This window comes from Streptomyces sp. NPDC003036, from assembly GCF_040611175.1.
Classification (GTDB): domain Bacteria; phylum Actinomycetota; class Actinomycetes; order Streptomycetales; family Streptomycetaceae; genus Streptomyces.
The window spans coordinates 77,300-95,081 of the sequence record NZ_JBEXNO010000024.1; the positions used below are offsets into that span (position 1 = coordinate 77,300).

The following is a 17,782-nucleotide window of genomic DNA, read 5'->3' on the forward strand; positions in this document are numbered from 1 at the left end:
AAACCGGTCGAGTCGAGGAAGTCCACACCCTCCATATCGACGACCAGGTGGTAGCTGCCGTCGTTCACCAACTCGACCAACTGCTCGCGCAGCTTGGGCGCGGTATACACATCAATCTCGCCACCGACCTCGACGACCATACGGTCGCCTGCAGGGCCGGGCACAACGCGAGTCGACAGGGACAGGTCCACGGATCCTCCAGCACCTTGCTATCGAGCGGTCGCCCCTCGGATCTCCCCAGCGGAGCCGGGGGACGGATCGCCAGCCGCGATGGCATTCAATCACTTACCAGCAGCCATGCACGACGCCTTGGGAGCATTGTCGGTCACGCCGGTGACACACTCGGTGCCGATGGCCATGAATCACCGCCCCACTCGACCTCCCGAGAACAGGGGCTCCCGCCCCTCCCCCGGTACGGTCCTCGACCGGCTCACCGCGGGGGCGAATCGGGCTGCGCGCATCACTCATACGGAGCACCTGCCCCCTCGGGCGGGTCGGCATGCCCTCTGGCCCGACCGGATCCGGCCGGAGGTGATCAAGGCCATCCGGGCGGCCGGTATCGACCATCCGTGGGCTCATCAGGCCGCGGCCGCCGAGCTGGCCCTCGACGGGGAGTCGGTCGTCATCGCCACCGGCACCGCGTCCGGCAAGTCGCTCGCCTATCTGGCGCCGGTCCTGTCCGCGCTGCTCGACGGCTCGGAGGCCCCCAACGGCCGGGGTGCCACCGCCCTGTACCTCGCCCCCACCAAGGCCCTCGCCGCCGATCAGCGCCGCTCGGTCAAGGAGCTGGCCGCCCCGCTCGGGACCCGCGTCCGGCCCGCCGTCTACGACGGTGACACGCCCGTCGAGGAGCGGGAGTGGGTCCGCCAGTACGCCAACTACGTGCTGACCAACCCGGACATGCTCCACCGGGGCATACTCCCGTCACATCCCCGCTGGTCCTCCTTCCTGCGCGCCCTGCGCTACGTGGTCGTCGACGAGTGCCACACCTACCGGGGCGTCTTCGGCTCCCACGTCGCCCAGGTGCTGCGGCGCCTGCGCCGCCTGTGCGCCCGCTACGGCTCCTCCCCCGTCTTCCTCCTCGCCTCCGCCACCGCCGCCCGGCCGGCCCTGGCCGCCGGGCGCCTGACCGGTCTGCCCGTGTCCGAGGTCGCCGACGACGCCTCGCCGCGCGGCGAGCTGGTCTTCGCCCTGTGGGAGCCGCCGCTGACCGAACTCCAGGGCGAACAGGGCGCCCCGGTACGCCGTACCGCCACGGCGGAGACCGCCGACCTCCTGACCGACCTGACCGTCCAGGGCGTCCGGTCGGTCGCCTTCGTACGCTCCCGGCGCGGCGCCGAGCTGATCTCCGTCATCGCCAAGGAGCGCCTGGCGGAGGTCGACCGCTCCCTGCCGAAGCGGGTCGCCGCCTACCGGGGCGGCTATCTCCCCGAGGAGCGCCGGGCGCTGGAGCGGGCCCTGCACTCCGGCGAGCTGCTCGGGCTCGCCGCGACCAGCGCCCTGGAGCTGGGCATCGACGTCTCCGGCCTGGACGCCGTCGTGATCGCCGGGTATCCCGGCACCCGGGCCTCGCTGTGGCAGCAGGCGGGCCGCGCCGGGCGCTCGGGCCAGGGGGCGCTCGCGATCCTGGTCGCCCGCGACGACCCGCTGGACACGTATCTCGTGCACCACCCCGAGGCGCTGTTCCGCCAGCCGGTCGAGTCGACCGTCCTGGACCCGGACAACCCGTACGTCCTCGCCCCCCATCTCTGCGCGGCGGCGGCCGAGCTGCCGCTCACCGAGTCCGACATGGCGCTGTTCGGCCCGGCCGTCGCGGACCTGCTGCCGCAGCTGGAGTCGGCCGGCCTGCTCCGGCGGCGCGCGTCGGGCTGGTACTGGACGCGCCGGGAGCGGGCCGCCGACCTGACGGACATCCGGGGCGAGGGCGGCAGCCCCGTCCGGATCGTCGAGGCGGGCACGGGCCGGCTGCTCGGCACGGTCGACGAGCCGGCCTCCCACGCCGCCGTCCACGAAGGCGCCGTCCACCTCCACATGGGCCGCACCTACCTCGTGAAGCAGCTGGACCTGAAGGACTCGGTGGCCCTGGTCGAGGAGGCCAATCCGCCGTACTCCACCACCGCCCGCGACACCACCTCCATCTCCGTACTGGAAACCGACACCGAGATCCCGTGGGGCGACGGGCGCCTCTGCTACGGCTCCGTCGAGGTCACCAACCAGGTCGTCTCCTTCCTGCGCCGCCGCCTGATCACCGGGGAGGTGCTCGGCGAGACCAAACTCGACCTGCCGCCGCGCACCCTGCGCACCCGCGCCGTGTGGTGGACCGTCACCGAGGACCAGCTGGACGCCGCCCGGGTGAACCCGGAGCAGCTGGGCGGCGCGCTGCACGCCGCCGAGCACGCCTCCATCGGCCTGCTGCCGCTCTTCGCCACCTGCGACCGCTGGGACATCGGCGGCGTGTCCGTCCCGCTCCATCCGGACACCCTGCTGCCGACGGTCTTCGTGTACGACGGCCATCCGGGAGGAGCGGGCTTCGCGGAGCGCGCCTTCCACACCGCCCGCGAGTGGCTCACCGCGACCCGCGAGGCGATCGCGTCCTGCGAGTGCGAGGCGGGCTGCCCTTCCTGCATCCAGTCGCCCAAGTGCGGCAACGGCAACGACCCGCTGCACAAGCGCGGCGCCGTGCGCCTCCTCACGGAACTGCTGCGGGGAGCCCCGGCAGCGCCCGAGGCGGCCCCGCCCGCGCCCTGACCTCCGGCGCGTACGGTCCGAAGGCCGCCCGTGCGGTCACGTCGGCGATCTCGCCGCGCACCGTGCACCGCACCACCTCGGCCCGCTGGGCGCGGGCGACCCGGGCCGCCGTGGCGCAGGCGTGCTCGCCGCCCCACAGGGCCGTGTCGGCGGCCGCGAGGGCGGCCAGATCGGCCGCCGCGCCCGCCCGGTGCCGGGCGGCCACGGCCTGGCCCAGGGCCAGGACCACCGCGAAGACCACGCACAGCGCGCTCACCGCCATGACGACCCAGACGGTGGCAAGACCCTGGTCGGTGCCCGGGCCCGCGCCCCGGTCCCTGCGGCGGCCCGTGCTCCGCTCGACTGTCAAGCCCAGCACCGGGACATCCGTTCGGCTCACCGCCCGGGCCACCGTTCGGCCCACCGCCCGGGCCGGCCCCTTCACGGGCCCACTCCCACGGTGTCCTCCGCGAGCGCGGCCGCCTCCGCGCGCAGGGTCAGGGCGAGGGCGCCCGGGCCCGGCGCCGGGGCCTCCACACGTACCCGCCAGAGCTCCCCGGTGCGCTCCATCGACACACGCGCCCCCGTCGGAGCCGCCGAGTGGGCGGCCGCCACGGCCGTCTCACGGGGCTCCGAACGGGCCGCCGCCCGCGCCCCGGCCCGTGCCGCGTCAACGCACTGGATCTGCGCGGCGGCCGCCGCCAGCGCCCAGATCAGCGCCATCGTGAAGGCCACCAGCGCGGGCACCGCCACAGCTGCCTCCGCGGTCACGAAGCCGCGGTCACCGACGGCGGTTCCGCCTTCAGAACGGCGCATCGAGAGCCCTCCCGATCACCGACTCCAGCCGTCCCGACACCGCGTCGCTCGTGACGATCTTGTACAGAACCGCCGCGAAGGCACAGGCAGCCAGCGTCCCCATCGCGTACTCGGACGTACTCATGCCCGCGTCCCCGCGCAGCCGGGCGAGCCCGGCCTTCAACCGCTCCCACATCGCATCCCCCACTCATCGATTCGAAGTTCCCGTTCACAGCAATCCGCCGGCCAGCCCCACGAGCACCGGCGCCACCCCGACCGCGAGGAACGCGGGCAGGAAACACAGCCCCACCGGCGCGGTGATCAGCACCTGGGCCCGCTGGGCCCGGGCCGCAGCCGACCGCTCCCGCTCCGCGCGCAGCCCGGCGGCGAGCCGGGACACCGCGTCGGCGGCGGGTGCCCCCGAGGCCGACGCCCGCTCCAGACAGCGGGCCAGCCCCAGGGCGCCCGGTATCGCGGCGAACCCGCCCCACGCCTCGGCCGGTTCGCCACCCAGCCGCAGCTCGGCGGCCGTACGGGCCAGCCGCTCCCCGACAGGGCCGCCCAGGGACTCCCCGACCGCCTCCGCCGCCTCGCGCGGCCCCGCCCCAGCCGACAGGCACGCCGCCAGCAGGTCCGCCGCCAGCGGAAGGCCCTGCACCGCCCGCCCGTCGTCGGGCAGCGGTCTCGGGCGCCGCTGCCAGCGCCACACGCCATAGGCGCACGCCACCGCCGCCGCCCCTCCGATAAGCCCCTCGACCAGCACGTATCCGGCGAGAGCCGCGGCCACGGGGGCGGTCCAGCGCCTTGCCCACGCCCCGTACAGCGGACGCCGTGCCGGGCGCCGGGCGCACCGCACCCCCAGCAGGGCCGCCATCCGCCCGCGTCCCCGGCGCTCGCGCCGCAGGTCCGCCAGCGACCACACCGGCCAGGCCGCACCTGCGGCGAGCGCGAGCGCCGTCCCCAGCCTGTGGAGAAGTTCGGCGTTCACGGCTCCTCCCCCGCCCGCACGATCCGGCCGGCCCACCACAGGCCCGCCGCCTCCAGCAGCCCGCCCACGACGAGGCACCCCGCGCCCGCCGGGGTGTGCAGGAGCACCCGCAGCGGATCGGCCCCCATGGCCCAGCCCATGGCCAACCCCACCACCGGCAGGACAGCCAGCAGCCCGACCGTGGCCCAGGCGCCCGTCAGCTGCGCTCTCAGCCGCTCGCGCTGGTCCCGCCGCTCCCGCAGGGCCGCCTCCAACCGGTCGAGACCCGCCGCCAGTCCCGCGCCGCTGTCCGCCGCCACCTGCCAGCAGGCCGCCATCCCGGCCAGCCCGTCCGCGCCGTCCTCCCGGGCCGCCCGCCGCAGCGCCTCCGGTACGTCACCGCCGAACCGCGCCGCCGCCAGCACCGCGGCCTCCTCGGCGCCCAACGCGCCCGTGGAACCGGCGGCGAAGCGCAGCGCCTGCCCCGGCTGCCACCCGGCGCGCAACTCGCCCGCGACCGCCCCGCACAGCGCGATCACCGCCTCCGCCCGCCGGTCGCGCGCCCGCCCGCGCTCCCGGCCCGCGAGCCTCCGCCTCACCAGCGGCACCGCCGCGCCGCCCGCCAGCAGCGGCAGCACAGAGGTGCCGAGCACCGCGATCAGACCGCCCACCGCCAGGCACAGCCACTCGCGCCGCAGCCTCAGCACCGGCCACCACCGCCGCCAGGCCCAGGGCTCGGGCGGTTCCTCGGCGCCCGCGCCCGCCCCCGCGAACAACAGCCGCGCCCGACGCACCCCTCGCTCCCCGGCCACCAGCAGCCAGGCCGCCGCACCGGCACAGACCGCCACCGCGTACACCGGTTGTCCCGTCACCACCGCGCACCTCCGATCAGCGAGCGCAGCCGCTCCCAGCCCCGCTCGTACAGGAACCCGTCCGCGCCCCACCGCAGCGCGGGCACCGTCACCACCAGCCCCTGCCGGTCCCGCTCCAGCACGTGCACCTCGGCGATCCGCCGCCGCCCGCCCCGGTCGCGCACCAGGTGCACCACCACCGACAGGCCGGCCGCGACCTGGCTGTGCAGCGCCGCCCGGTCGAGGCCCGCCGCCGTGCCGAGCGCCTCCAGCCGGGCCGGTACGTCGGCCGCGGTGTTGGCGTGGACAGTGCCGCAGCCGCCTTCGTGGCCGGTGTTCAAAGCGGCCAGCAAGTCGGTCACCTCGGCGCCCCGCACCTCGCCCACCACCAGCCGGTCCGGCCGCATCCGCAGCGCCTGCCGCACCAGGTCGCGCAGGGTCACCCGCCCGGCGCCCTCCTGGTTCGGCGGCCGCGCCTCCAGCCGCACGACGTGCGGATGGTCGGGCCGCAACTCGGCCGAGTCCTCGGCCAGTACGATCCGCTCGCGCTCATCGACCAGTCCCAGCAGGGTCGACAGCAGCGTCGTCTTGCCGGAGCCGGTCCCGCCGCTGACCAGATAGGAGACGCGGGCCTCCACGAGCGCTCGCAGCACCCGGTCCCCGCCCGGTGGCACCGTCCCGGCCGTGACCAACTCCCGCACGGAGAAGGCCCGCGGACGGACGACCCGCAGCGACAGGCACGTCGAGCCGACCGCCACCGGAGGCAGCACCGCGTGCATCCGCGTCCCGTCCGGCAGACGGGCGTCCACCCACGGCCGGGCGTCGTCGAGCCGCCGGCCGGCCACCGCGGCCAGCCGCTGCGCCAGCCTGCGCACCGCCGCCGCGTCCGGGAAGGCCACGTCCGTCAGCTCCAGCCCGCCGCCCCGGTCCACCCACACCCGGTCCGGCGCCGACACCAGGACGTCCGTCACCGCGGGGTCGGCCAGCAGCGGCTCCAGCAGGCCCGTACCGACCAGCTCGGACCGCAACTCCGCGGCGGCACCGAGCACTTCCGCGTCGCCCAGCAGCCTGCCCTGCGCCCGCAGGGCGGCCGCCACCCCGGCCGGTGTCGGTTCGGAGCCGCTCTCCGCGAGCCGGCGGCGTACCGATTCCAGCAGTCCCGTCGTCATGACGTCCCCTGCCCGGCGAGCGCGCGCTCCCAGAACGCCGCGCAGAACCGGCCCAGCGGGCTGCGTGCGCCGTCACCCGGCGGGACACCCGCGTCGAGGTCCACCATGAGCCCCGGCTGCAGGGGCAGTTCACCGGCGAGCGGCAGCCCGATCACATCGGCGACCCACTGTTCGTCCACCCCGGCGGCGTACGGCCCGCGTGCCACGACCCGCAGATCGCGCAGGATCATCCCGGCCGCCGACGCCACCCGCTTTGCGCCCGCGACGGCGCGCAGTTCGCCGGGCACGACGAGCAGGCCGAGGTCCAGCTGCGCGAGCGCCTCCGCGGTGGCCTCGTCGATCCGGCGCGGCAGGTCGACGACGACCACGCCGCCGCGTCGGCGCGCCGCACCGAGCACCGACCGCATCGCCTCGGGCGGGATCGCCACGGCGTCGCCCCGGTCCCAGCTGAGTACCCGCAGGCCCCGCAGCGCGGGCAGCGACTCCTCCAACGCACCTGCCGCGACACGGCCTTTGGAGGCGGCGAAATCCGGCCATCGGCGGCCTTCCGCCTGTTCGCCGCCGAGCAGCACGTCCAGGCCGCCGCCCAGAGGATCGCCGTCCACGAGCATCGTGCGCCGCCCACCGCGGGCCGCGGTGACCGCCAGCGCGCACGCCAGCGTCGAGGCCCCCGCGCCGCCCCGGCCTCCGATCACCCCGACGGTGAGGGCCTGCTGTCCCACGCCCTCCACCACGTCCGCGATCCGGTCGACGAGCCAGCTCTCCGCGTCGGGCAGCCGCAGCACGCAGTCGGCGCCGATCTCCACCGCGCGGCGCCACACGTCGGGATCGTCCTGGTCATGGCCGACGAGCAGGACGCCGCTGCGACGCGTGGCCCCGCGGCACCGGGCGGCCGCGTCGTCCCCCACCAGGATCAGTGGCGCGTCCTCCCAGGTCGTCCGGTGCTCCGGCACCGCGTGGTGGACCTCCGGGTGCGCGCCGGCCGCGGCGCACAGCCGCAGCAGGTCATCGAGAAGCGCCACGTCCTCCGTGACGATCAGCGGCCCGGCCTGCCGCGCCTCGGATGCCGACGCCCCGTCGGATGTGTGTGATCCGGCCATAATTCCGCCCCCTGCTCACTGTGTCGCGCACTTCGCCCGCACTTCGTCCCGTGCTTGCGCAGGAGTGGTCCGGGTGTTCATTCGCGAGCTGTTCGCGGCGCGTTCGCGGACCCTCCGCACGGTCTCCGCGTCACCTTCGACGGCGTTCGTACGGGAGGCGAGATCCGCGAATCCCGCCCGCCGCGGACTTCGCGGCTGGAATCACCGTGCACGGCTTCCGGAAAAGAAGTGGATCTTGCTCGGAAACTGTGGACAACTCGCCGCTTGTGAATATCCCGTCAGCCCATACCAGCGACTTCCGGAGCGCAGCACATCCGCTACGCTGAGTGAGGAACACCTCGCGTCGAAAGTCGGCGCGGTCAAGGCGCCGGGGAGGGCGGAATGATCGGAAGCAAGCGGGCCCGACGTGCGAAAACGCGTCCGGACATGCGACGACCCCCGCCGGGGGGGAGAGCGGGGGTCGTCTTCTCCGGCCGACTCGGGGGGGGAGGAGTCGGACCGGGTTAGCACGGTCGCGAACGATCCGTGACTTCCATGGTGTACCCGAGAGGCCTCTCAGGCAAACCCACACGCCCCAGCGTACGCCGAATGGCGGGCACCTATGCTCAGGCTCGTGGAAAACCACTCCTTGCCGCGCACCGCAGCCTTCTTTGACCTGGACAAGACGGTCATTGCGAAGTCATCGACTCTGACCTTCAGCAAGTCCTTCTACCAAGGCGGCCTGATCAACCGCCGCGCCGTCCTGCGGACTGCCTACATCCAGTTCGTCTTCCTCGCCGGAGGCGCCGATCACGATCAGATGGAGCGGATGCGGGAGTACCTCTCCGCGCTCTGCAAAGGCTGGAACGTCCAGCAGGTCAAAGAACTGGTCGCCGAGACCCTGCACGACCTGATCGACCCGATCATCTACGACGAGGCCGCGTCCCTCATCGAGGAGCATCACGCCGCCGGCCGGGACGTGGTGATCGTCTCCACGTCCGGCGCCGAGGTCGTCGAGCCGATCGGGGAGCTCCTCGGGGCCGACCGGGTCGTGGCGACCCGCATGGTCGTCGGTGAGGACGGCTGTTTCACCGGAGAGGTGGAGTACTACGCCTACGGGCCAACGAAGGCGCAGGCGATCCGGGAGCTCGCCGAGTCGGAGGGGTACGACCTGTCGCGCTGCTACGCGTACAGCGACTCCGCCACCGACGTACCGATGCTGGAGACCGTCGGGCACCCTTACGCGGTCAACCCGGACCGCGCGCTGCGCCGCGAGGCGCTGGCCCGCGGATGGCCGGTTCTCGTCTTCACCCGCCCGGTGCGGCTCAAGCAGCGGCTGCCCGCGCTGAGGATGCCGCCCCGCCCGGCGCTCGTCGCGGCGGCCGCGGTGGGTGCGGCGGCGGCCACGGCCGGGCTCGTCTGGTACGCCAGCAGGCGGCGCCAGTCGGCGTAGGCCTCGCCTCGCCCGCCCTCTCCCGGCGCCCACCTTGCCCCGGCTTGATAAGAAAAACCAATAAGCGGAACCAGGGCTTTCGCTTCCCCGGGTACGGGAGTACAAAGGAGTTACGGCCCGCGAGACCGGAGGACATCCGAAAGGATCACCTGTTAAGCAAGAAGGCCCCACGGACCGAAGCACAGAAGCCGAGCACCCACGCGACGTCGACCCGTCGATTACGGGCCAGCCGCACCAGGCGTCGGGCAAAGCACCCCGCCTGATGGGCACATATCGAGGACGCATGGTAACTCGGCGGACGTGCCAGCGGCGGTACCGAATACCGGTACCGCCGCAACCCTGTCCGCTAGGCGGCGCCGCGCTGGAGCGCCTCGCACACCGCCGTCGACTCCCGTACACCGAGCTCCACCGCCCGGCCGCAGTGCGCGATCCACGCCGCCATCCCGTCCGGCGTCCCGGACAGATAGCCGTCGAAGGCGGCCACGTACGCCTCCCGCCCCAGCTCGGCGTGGCCCACCTCGGCCGGGCAGATCGCCTTGGGGTCCAGCCCGCTGCCGATCAGCACGATGCGCTCCGCCGCCCGCGCCACCAGGCCGCTGTACGTGGTGAAGGGCCGCAGCGCCAGCAGCTCGCCGTGCACGACCGCGGCCGTCACCAGCGCCGGGGCCGAGCTGCCCGCGATGAGCAGGTCCGCCAGGCCCTCCAGCCGGCCGACGACCTCGGCGGCGCCCGGCAGCGGCGCCCGGATCAGCGGCTCGTCGACGGCCTCGCCGTCCTGCCGGGGCCTGCCCACCGCGGCCGCCGAGACCGCGGAAACCCCCGCGTCACCCGCTTCACCGGGGTCGCCCGCCGCCACCAGGTGCAGCCGCGCCAGGACGCGCAGCGGCGACTGCCGCCAGATGGACAGCAGCTGGCCGGCCTCGGCGCCCAGGCGCAGCGCGGCACCGACCGTCCGGGCCTCCGCGTCACCACTGAAGTCCGTGCGCCGGCGCACCTCCTCCAGCGCCCAGTCGGCACCCGCCAGCGCCGCCGAGGCGCGCGCGCCGCGCAGTGCGGCCTCGGACGTGATCTCGCTGCTCCGGCGGCGCATCACCCGGTGGCCGTAGACCCGGTCGACGGCCTTGCGTACGGACTCCACGGCATCGGGGACACCCGGCAGGGCACCCAGGGCGGCCAAGGGGCCAGCGGCACTCGTACTCATAAGTAGGGAGGCTACGCGCCCGGCGTCTTCCGACCCACCGCCGAGTGGCGATCCTCATACGCGCCACAACTTGGCGCAATCACACCGCTACGCACCGCTACTCTATATGAATATGAAGATCGCTTTCGTTGGGAAGGGCGGCAGCGGCAAGACCACGCTGTCCTCGCTCTTCGTCCGCCACCTCGCCGCCACCGGTTCGCCCGTCATCGCCGTCGACGCCGACATCAACCAGCACCTGGGCACCGCTCTCGGTCTGGACGAGGCCGAGGCCGCCGCGCTGCCCGCGATGGGGGCGCATCTGCCCCTGATCAAGGAGTACCTGCGGGGCACGAATCCCCGGATCGCGTCGGCCGAGACGATGATCAAGACGACACCGCCCGGCGAGGGCTCGCGCCTGCTGCGGGTCCGCGAGGACAACCCCGTCTACGACGCCTGCGCCCGCCCCGTACGGCTGGACGACGGCGAGATCAGGCTCATGGCGACGGGCCCCTTCACCGAGACCGACCTGGGAGTGGCCTGCTACCACTCGAAGGTCGGGGCGGTGGAGCTGTGCCTCAACCACCTGGTCGACGGGCCCGACGAGTACGTGGTCGTCGACATGACGGCCGGCTCGGACTCGTTCGCGTCCGGTATGTTCACCCGCTTCGACATGACGTTCCTGGTGGCCGAGCCGACCCGCAAGGGCGTGTCGGTCTACCGCCAGTACAAGGAGTACGCCCGCGACTTCGGCGTCGCGCTCCGGGTCGTCGGCAACAAGGTGCAGGGCCGGGACGACGTGGACTTTCTGCGCGAGGAGGTCGGCGACGACCTGCTGGTGACGGTCGGCCACTCCGACTGGGTGCGCGCGATGGAGAAGGGCCGCCCGGCCCGGTTCGAGCTGCTGGAGTCCGACAACAGGGCCGCGCTGCGGACGCTCCACCGGGCGGCGGCGGACGCGTACGCGCACCGCGACTGGGAGCGCTACACGCGCCAGATGGTCCACTTCCACCTGAAGAACGCGGAGAGCTGGGGCAATGCGAAGACGGGCGCCGACCTGGCGGCCCAGGTCGACCCCGCCTTCGTACTGGGTGAGGGGATCGGCGCCGTTCAGCCCGCCTGACGGGCCTTGGCGGGTGAGGCCGCCGGGGCGGCCGGTCGGGCGCCGAGGAATTCCGCCCAGCCGCCCTTCGGCGCCTCCCCGACCTTCAGGGTGCGCATCTTCGCCAGGACGGCGGGGTCCTGCGCGTCCAGCCAGTCGGCGAGCTGCCGGAAGGACACGCAGCGCACCTCCGCCCGGACGCAGACCTGCGCGATCGTCTCCTCGACGGCGCGCATGTACGTTCCGCCGTTCCACGACTCGAAGTGGTTGCCGATGATCAGCGGGGCGCGGTTGCCGTGGTACGCGCGGTCGAAGGCCTGGAGCATGCCGTCGCGGAACTGGTCACCCCAGTAGTCGTGCATCGAGGAGGCGCCCTTGGCGGTGCCCGACTGGTTGACCATGAAGTTGTAGTCCATGGACAGCGTCTCGAACTGCCGCCCCGGGACGGGGATCATCTGCAGGCCCAGGTCCCACAGCCCGTGCTCCTTCTCGGGCCAGATCTGGTTGTTGATGCCGCTGGTGTCGTAGCGCCAGCCCAGCTCGCTCGCGGCGCGCACGAAGTTCTCCCGGCCCTCCAGGCAGGGGGTGCGGGCGCCGATGAGCTCCTTGTCGTAGTCGAACGGCAGCGGTTGCTCCTCGGTCAGGCCGGCGTTGCTCTTCCAGTTCTTGACGAAGGCCTTGGCCTGGGCGATCTCGCTCTTCCAGTCGCTGACCGACCAGGTGCCCACCCCCGACTCCGGCCCGCAGAAGTGGCCGTTGAAGTGGGTGCCGATCTCGTTGCCCTCCTGCCAGGCGCCGCGCAGCTGGCGCACGGTGTCGCGGATGCCCTCGCGGTCGTTGAAGCCGATGTCGGAGCGGCCGGGCGCGTGTCCGGGCGGGTGGTAGAGCGCCGCCTTCTCCTCCGGCAGCAGGTAGACGCCGCTGAGGAAGTACGTCATCGTCGCGCCGTACTTCTTGCCCACCTTGCGGAAGTGGGAGAACAGCTTCTGGCTGTCCTCGCCGGCGCCGTCCCAGGAGAAGACGACGAACTGCGGCGGCCGCTGACCGGGCTTCAGGCGCTCAGGCTTGCGCAGCCCGGGCTGGGCGCCGGTGAAGGCGGTGGAGCCGTCCCCGATGAGCCGGACCGCGTTCTGGGGGGCCGCCGCCTTCTTCGGGCCGGGGGCGCCCTCGGTGCGGGCGGCCTCGTCGGAGCCGCCGCATCCTGCCAGTCCGGCGACCAGCGCCACCGTGGTCGCGGCAGCGGCCGCGGCCGTACCGACAGTGAACCTCTTCGTGACGGCCATCATCCGCCCGCCCTTCTGTGCTTACGGGGTGCTTACGGGTGCTCCCAGGGGCCCAGGGGGCTGCTGAGAGCGCCGTCAACCTCGCATCACGGGCGCGAGTATGAATGTATGACAAGCCGGACTAGAAGGATTTATCACCGGATCGGGTGAATCGCTGCACTATTTGCCCCGAAAGTCATGCCTGAATCTTTACTCTGCATTACGATCAATTTACTGAGAGTTGGCAAACCTGCTACCCAGCGCCGTAGCCCACGGCCGCCGTGACACACGGCCGCGAACCCCACACGTTCGTTCGAATCGCACGTACCGCGACCGCGCCGCCCCGGAGGACATGGGAACCATGACCGCCTGCATCCCCCCGCGCCTGTCCCGTTCTGGCCGTACGTCCAGCGCGGACGGTGACGCACCTTCCCCATCCCAGCAACCCCACAGCCCGCCCGGCGACGGCCGGTTCCGCGCACCGCGCCGCCGGCCCCGCCTCCGCGGCCGGTTCCACCTCGCGGGTACCGACCTGTCCGCGTCCATCGTCGTCTTCCTCATCGCGCTGCCGCTCTCCCTCGGCATCGCGCTCGCCACCGGAGCGCCGCTCCAGGCCGGACTGGTCGCCGCCGCGGTCGGCGGCATCGTCGTCGGCCGGTTCGGCGGTTCACCGCTCCAGGTCAGCGGGCCCGCCGCCGGACTGACCCTTGTCACCGCCGAGTTGATCCAGAAGTACGGCTGGCGCACCACCTGCGCCATCACCGTCCTCGCCGGACTCGGTCAACTCGGCCTGTCCGCACTGCGGGTGGCCCGCTCGGCGCTCGCCGTCTCCCCCGCGATCGTGCACGGCATGGTGGCGGGCATCGGGACGACGATCGCCCTCGCCCAGCTCCATGTCGTCCTCGGCGGTACGCCGCAGAGCTCCGCCGTTGACAACGCACTCGGTCTGCCAGCCCAGTTGATGGACCTACACCTGGCGGGGCTCTCCGTAAGCGCTGTCACCATCACCCTCCTGCTGCTCTGGCCGCGGATCCCCGGGACCGTCGGCAGGATGCTGCGGAGGGTGCCCGCCGCACTGGCCGCGGTGGGGGCGGCGACCCTGCTGGCCGTCGCCTCGGGAATGCGCGTGCCCCGCGTGGACCTGCCCTCCTGGACCAGCCACGCGCTGCCCGGGCTGCCCGAGGGGCCGGTTCTCGGCATCGCCGCCGGCGTCCTGACCATCACGCTCGTCACCAGTGTCCAGTCGCTGCTCTCCGCCGTGGCCGTCGACAAGCTGGTGGCCGCCCGCAAGGAGCCCAAGGTTCATGTGCCGCGCTCGAACCTCGACCGCGAGCTGGCGGGGCAGGGAGCGGCGAACATCGTCTCCGGGGCGCTGGGCGGTCTGCCGGTCGCCGGTGTCGCGGTGCGCAGCGTCGCCAACGTGTCGGCGGGCGCCGTCAGCCGCAACTCCACGATGCTGCACGGCCTGTGGGTCGTGCTGGCCGCCCTCTTCCTCGTCCCCGTCCTGGACCTGATCCCGCTGCCCGCGCTCGCGGCGCTGGTGATGGTCGTCGGCATCCAGATGGTCAGCATCACCCACATCCGCAGCGTCACGCGCCACCGCGAGGTCGTCGTGTACGCGGTGACGGTGGCCGGTGTCGTGCTGATCGGCATCCTGGAGGGCGTGGCGCTCGGCATCGTGACGGCCACGGGGCTCGCGATGCACCGGCTGTCCAAGACCCGCATCACCATCGAGAGCAGGGACGGCGCCGAGCACGTGCGGGTGCGCGGACAGTTGACGTTCCTCGCGGTACCGCGGCTGAGCCGGGCGCTGCACCAGATCCCTCAAGGCGCGTACGTCGTCGTCGAGCTGGACGGGTCCTTCATGGACCACGCCGCCTACGAAACGCTCCAGGACTGGCAGATGACCCATCTGGCGCGAGGCGGACAGGTGGAGGTGGCCGGGCGTTCCGGGGTGCGGATCGGCGAGCTGGGTTCCGGTGGGCACGCCTGCTGCCGGCCGTGGACCGCGTGGCGCAACCACCACTGCGGCGACCACTCGGAGGCCGAGGAGCCCAAGCCCGCGAGCGGCGTGCCGGACGAGTCGGGCGACTGGGGCTCGTCGCCGTCGCCGTCGCCGACAGCACCGCCGGGCCCGACCGGCCGCCAACTGGCCACCGGGCTCAGCTCCTTCCAGCGCAACACGGCCCCCCTGGTGCGGGACGAGCTGGCGCGGCTCGCGCGCGAGGGCCAGCAGCCGTCGCAGCTCTTCCTCACCTGCGCCGACTCCCGCCTGGTGACGAGCATGATCACGGCCAGCGGACCGGGTGACCTGTTCACCGTGCGGAACGTGGGCAATCTGGTGCCGCTGCCGGGGGAGGAGTCCGGGGACGACTCGGTGGCGGCCGCGATCGAGTACGCGGTCGACGTGCTGCAGGTGCAGTCCATCACCGTGTGCGGCCACTCGGGCTGCGGCGCCATGCAGACCCTGCTGAACGGCGCGCCCGGGACACCGGCGGCAGCGCGGACCCCGCTGCGGCGCTGGCTGCGGCACGCGCAGCCGAGCGTGGACCGCATGAAGAGCAAGCACCGCACCTGGGCGCGGCTCTCCGGCCGTCTGCCGGCGGACGCGGTCGAGCAGCTGTGCCTGACGAACGTGGTCCAGCAGCTGGAGCACCTGAAGGCCCACGAGTCGGTGGCACGCCGGCTCGCCGAGGGCACGCTGGAGCTCCACGGCATGTACTTCCACGTCGGCGAGGCGCAGGCGTATCTGCTGTCGGGGTCGGACGGGTTCGACGAGGTCTTCGACCCCGTGACCCCCACGCGCCGGGAGGGCGCCCCGGCATGAGCCGGGCCCGTCCCGTTCCGGTGGCGTCCCGGGCCCGTCCCCGTGGCGTCCCGGGTCCGTCCCGGTCCCGTCCCGCCGTGGCCCGGCCCCGACCCGTGGCCCGGGCCACGGCCATGGCCTCGCCGCGCCGGTGAACCTCCGGCGGCCGGCGGCCGTGGACGTCGGTGTGGTTCCTTCTCCCCGCCGCCCGGGGAGGGGGAGCCACATCAACGCCCCACCTCGAACGGCCCCACCTCCGACGCCAACAGGTCTAAACCAATGCTCGGGAAACCCTTGTCATCCCGGGCACCTGGCTGATGAGCTATGGGCTGGGACACATCGGACGCCCTGGGAATGGGAGATGTCGTGAGCAACGAGAGCTTGGCCAACCTGCTGCGGGAGGAGCGCCGCTTCGCTCCGCCCGCCGAGCTGGCAGCGCACGCGAACGTGACGGCGGACGCGTACGAGCAGGCCAAGGCGGACAGGCTCGGGTTCTGGGCCGAGCAGGCGCGGCGGCTGAGCTGGGCCACCGAGCCGACCGAGATCCTCGACTGGTCCAACCCGCCCTTCGCGAAGTGGTTCGCCGACGGCAAGCTCAACGTCGCGTACAACTGCGTGGACCGCCACGTCGAGGCCGGCCACGGCGACCGCGTCGCCATCCACTTCGAAGGCGAGCCGGGCGACAGCCGGGCCCTGACGTACGCCGAGCTCAAGGACGAGGTCTCCAAGGCGGCCAACGCGCTGACCGAACTCGGCGTCCGCAAGGGCGACCGGGTCGCGGTGTACCTGCCGATGATCCCCGAGGCCGCCATCGCGATGCTCGCCTGCGCCCGCATCGGCGCCGCGCACTCGGTCGTCTTCGGCGGCTTCTCGGCCGACGCCGTCGCGTCCCGCATCCAGGACGCCGACGCCAAGCTGGTCATCACCGCCGACGGCGGTTACCGGCGCGGCAAGCCGTCCGCGCTCAAGCCGGCCATCGACGAGGCCGTGGCCAAGTGCCCGCAGGTGGAGCACGTGCTCGTGGTCCGCCGTACCGGCCAGGACACCGCCTTCACCGAGGGCCGCGACCTGTGGTGGGACGACGTCGTGGGCCGCCAGTCCAGCGAGCACACGCCCGAGGCGTTCGACGCCGAGCATCCGCTCTTCATCCTCTACACCTCCGGTACGACGGGGAAGCCCAAGGGCATCCTGCACACCTCCGGCGGCTACCTCACCCAGACGGCGTACACGCACCACGCCGTCTTCGACCTCAAGCCGGAGACCGACGTCTACTGGTGCACCGCCGACATCGGCTGGGTGACGGGCCACTCGTACATCGTCTACGGGCCGCTGGCCAACGGCGCGACGCAGGTCATGTACGAGGGCACGCCCGACACGCCGCACCAGGGCCGGTTCTGGGAGATCGTCCAGAAGTACGGCGTCACGATCCTCTACACCGCGCCGACCGCGATCCGTACGTTCATGAAGTGGGGCGACGACATCCCCGCCAAGTTCGACCTGTCCAGCCTCCGCGTGCTCGGGTCGGTCGGCGAGCCGATCAACCCCGAGGCGTGGATCTGGTACCGGGAGAACATCGGCGCCGGCAAGACCCCGATCGTCGACACCTGGTGGCAGACCGAGACCGGCGCGATGATGATCTCGCCGCTGCCCGGCGTCACCGAGACCAAGCCCGGCTCGGCCCAGCGTCCGCTGCCCGGCATCTCCGCCACCGTCGTGGACGACGACGCGAACGAGGTGCCCAACGGCGGGGGCGGCTACCTCGTCCTGACCGAGCCGTGGCCGTCGATGCTCCGCACCATCTGGGGCGACGACCAGCGCTTCATCGACACCTACTGGTCGCGGTTCGACGGCAAGTACTTCGCCGGGGACGGCGCCAAGAAGGACGACGACGGCGACATCTGGCTGCTCGGCCGGGTGGACGACGTCATGCTGGTCTCCGGCCACAACATCTCCACCACCGAGGTCGAGTCCGCGCTCGTCTCGCACCCGAAGGTCGCCGAGGCGGCGGTCGTCGGCGCGGCCGACGAGACGACCGGCCAGGCCATCGTCGCGTTCGTGATCCTGCGCGGCACGGCGAGCGAGGACGACTCCCTCGTCGCCGATCTGCGCAACCACGTGGGCGCCACCCTCGGCCCGATCGCGAAGCCGAAGCGGATCCTGCCGGTCGCCGAGCTGCCCAAGACGCGCTCCGGCAAGATCATGCGCCGCCTGCTGCGCGATGTGGCGGAGAACCGGGAGCTGGGTGACGTCACCACCCTGACCGATTCGTCCGTTATGACACTGATTCAGTCCAAGCTGCCGGCCGCCTCCAGCGAGGACTGACCCGGCGGCCAGAGGGCATCCGGAGGGCACCCGGCGCGCATCGCGCCCGGGTGCCCTCTTCGCATGCGCCCG

Annotated in this window: 15 protein-coding genes; 5 read left to right on the forward strand and 10 right to left on the reverse strand. The window is 73.0% G+C overall.

Translation table 11 applies throughout. The annotated features are described in order from the left end of the window. Positions 1 to 191, reverse strand: a 191-nt coding sequence (locus ABZX67_RS19395; protein ID WP_355361694.1) for an STAS domain-containing protein, incomplete at its 3' end; no start/stop codon positions are given. A 79-nt stretch (positions 192 to 270) separates the two neighbouring features. On the opposite strand from ABZX67_RS19395, the gene ABZX67_RS19400 reads away from it, so the two are divergent. Beyond that, the gene (locus ABZX67_RS19400; protein WP_355361696.1) at positions 271 to 2,748 is read left to right on the forward strand and encodes a DEAD/DEAH box helicase; all 2,478 of its coding nucleotides are present in this window, start codon (positions 271 to 273) and stop codon (positions 2,746 to 2,748) included. Here the strand turns inward: ABZX67_RS19400 and ABZX67_RS19405 are convergent. The 7 genes from ABZX67_RS19405 to ssd all read right to left on the reverse strand — a co-directional run bounded on the left by ABZX67_RS19405 (position 2,690) and on the right by ssd (position 7,609). Next, positions 2,690 to 3,010: an Rv3654c family TadE-like protein gene (locus ABZX67_RS19405; protein ID WP_355361754.1), complete on the reverse strand. Its 321-nt coding sequence runs from the start codon at positions 3,008 to 3,010 to the stop codon at positions 2,690 to 2,692. The two genes, ABZX67_RS19400 and ABZX67_RS19405, sit on opposite strands and share 59 nt — an antisense overlap. A gap of 158 nt (positions 3,011 to 3,168) precedes the next feature. Then, positions 3,169 to 3,543, reverse strand: a complete 375-nt coding sequence (locus ABZX67_RS19410) for a TadE family type IV pilus minor pilin (RefSeq protein WP_355361698.1) — start codon at positions 3,541 to 3,543, stop codon at positions 3,169 to 3,171. Continuing rightward, positions 3,530 to 3,718 carry a DUF4244 domain-containing protein gene (locus tag ABZX67_RS19415; protein WP_355361756.1) on the reverse strand — a complete coding sequence of 63 codons (189 nt, stop codon included), beginning with the start codon at positions 3,716 to 3,718 and terminating at the stop codon, positions 3,530 to 3,532. Before ABZX67_RS19415 ends, ABZX67_RS19410 begins: the two co-directional genes overlap by 14 nt. A 33-nt stretch (positions 3,719 to 3,751) precedes the next feature. Further along, positions 3,752 to 4,510: a type II secretion system F family protein gene (locus ABZX67_RS19420; protein WP_355361700.1), complete on the reverse strand. Its 759-nt coding sequence runs from the start codon at positions 4,508 to 4,510 to the stop codon at positions 3,752 to 3,754. After that, complete coding sequence (locus tag ABZX67_RS19425; protein ID WP_355361702.1) at positions 4,507 to 5,361, reverse strand: type II secretion system F family protein; 855 nt, start codon at positions 5,359 to 5,361, stop codon at positions 4,507 to 4,509. The genes ABZX67_RS19420 and ABZX67_RS19425 overlap by 4 nt, the downstream gene beginning before the upstream one ends. After that, complete coding sequence (locus tag ABZX67_RS19430) at positions 5,358 to 6,509, reverse strand: TadA family conjugal transfer-associated ATPase (protein WP_355361703.1); 1,152 nt, start codon at positions 6,507 to 6,509, stop codon at positions 5,358 to 5,360. The genes ABZX67_RS19425 and ABZX67_RS19430 overlap by 4 nt, the downstream gene beginning before the upstream one ends. Continuing rightward, complete coding sequence (ssd, locus tag ABZX67_RS19435; protein WP_355361705.1) at positions 6,506 to 7,609, reverse strand: septum site-determining protein Ssd; 1,104 nt, start codon at positions 7,607 to 7,609, stop codon at positions 6,506 to 6,508. Before ssd ends, ABZX67_RS19430 begins: the two co-directional genes overlap by 4 nt. Before the next feature lie 601 nt (positions 7,610 to 8,210). Between ssd and ABZX67_RS19440 the strand changes: the two genes are divergently transcribed. Then, a complete protein-coding gene (locus ABZX67_RS19440; RefSeq protein WP_355361707.1) occupies positions 8,211 to 9,041 on the forward strand; it encodes an HAD-IB family hydrolase in 831 nt (276 codons plus the stop codon). Positions 9,042 to 9,387: 346 nt separating this feature from the next. On the opposite strand, the gene ABZX67_RS19445 is transcribed toward ABZX67_RS19440, so the two are convergent. Continuing rightward, entirely contained in the window at positions 9,388 to 10,242 is an 855-nt protein-coding gene (locus ABZX67_RS19445; protein ID WP_355361709.1) for an oxidoreductase, read from the reverse strand. Positions 10,243 to 10,348: 106 nt separating this feature from the next. On the opposite strand from ABZX67_RS19445, the gene ABZX67_RS19450 reads away from it, so the two are divergent. Continuing rightward, entirely contained in the window at positions 10,349 to 11,341 is a 993-nt protein-coding gene (locus tag ABZX67_RS19450) for an ATP-binding protein (protein ID WP_355361711.1), read from the forward strand. Here the strand turns inward: ABZX67_RS19450 and ABZX67_RS19455 are convergent. Further along, complete coding sequence (locus ABZX67_RS19455) at positions 11,329 to 12,606, reverse strand: hypothetical protein (protein WP_355361713.1); 1,278 nt, start codon at positions 12,604 to 12,606, stop codon at positions 11,329 to 11,331. The two genes, ABZX67_RS19450 and ABZX67_RS19455, sit on opposite strands and share 13 nt — an antisense overlap. Before the next feature lie 337 nt (positions 12,607 to 12,943). On the opposite strand from ABZX67_RS19455, the gene ABZX67_RS19460 reads away from it, so the two are divergent. Together ABZX67_RS19460 and acs are read left to right on the forward strand one after the other, a co-directional pair. After that, positions 12,944 to 15,409, forward strand: coding sequence for a bifunctional SulP family inorganic anion transporter/carbonic anhydrase (locus ABZX67_RS19460; protein WP_355361715.1), 2,466 nt, complete (start codon positions 12,944 to 12,946; stop codon positions 15,407 to 15,409). A 303-nt stretch (positions 15,410 to 15,712) separates the two neighbouring features. After that, positions 15,713 to 17,710 carry an acetate--CoA ligase gene (acs, locus tag ABZX67_RS19465; RefSeq protein ID WP_355361717.1) on the forward strand — a complete coding sequence of 666 codons (1,998 nt, stop codon included), beginning with the start codon at positions 15,713 to 15,715 and terminating at the stop codon, positions 17,708 to 17,710. Positions 17,711 to 17,782: the final 72 nt, after the last annotated feature.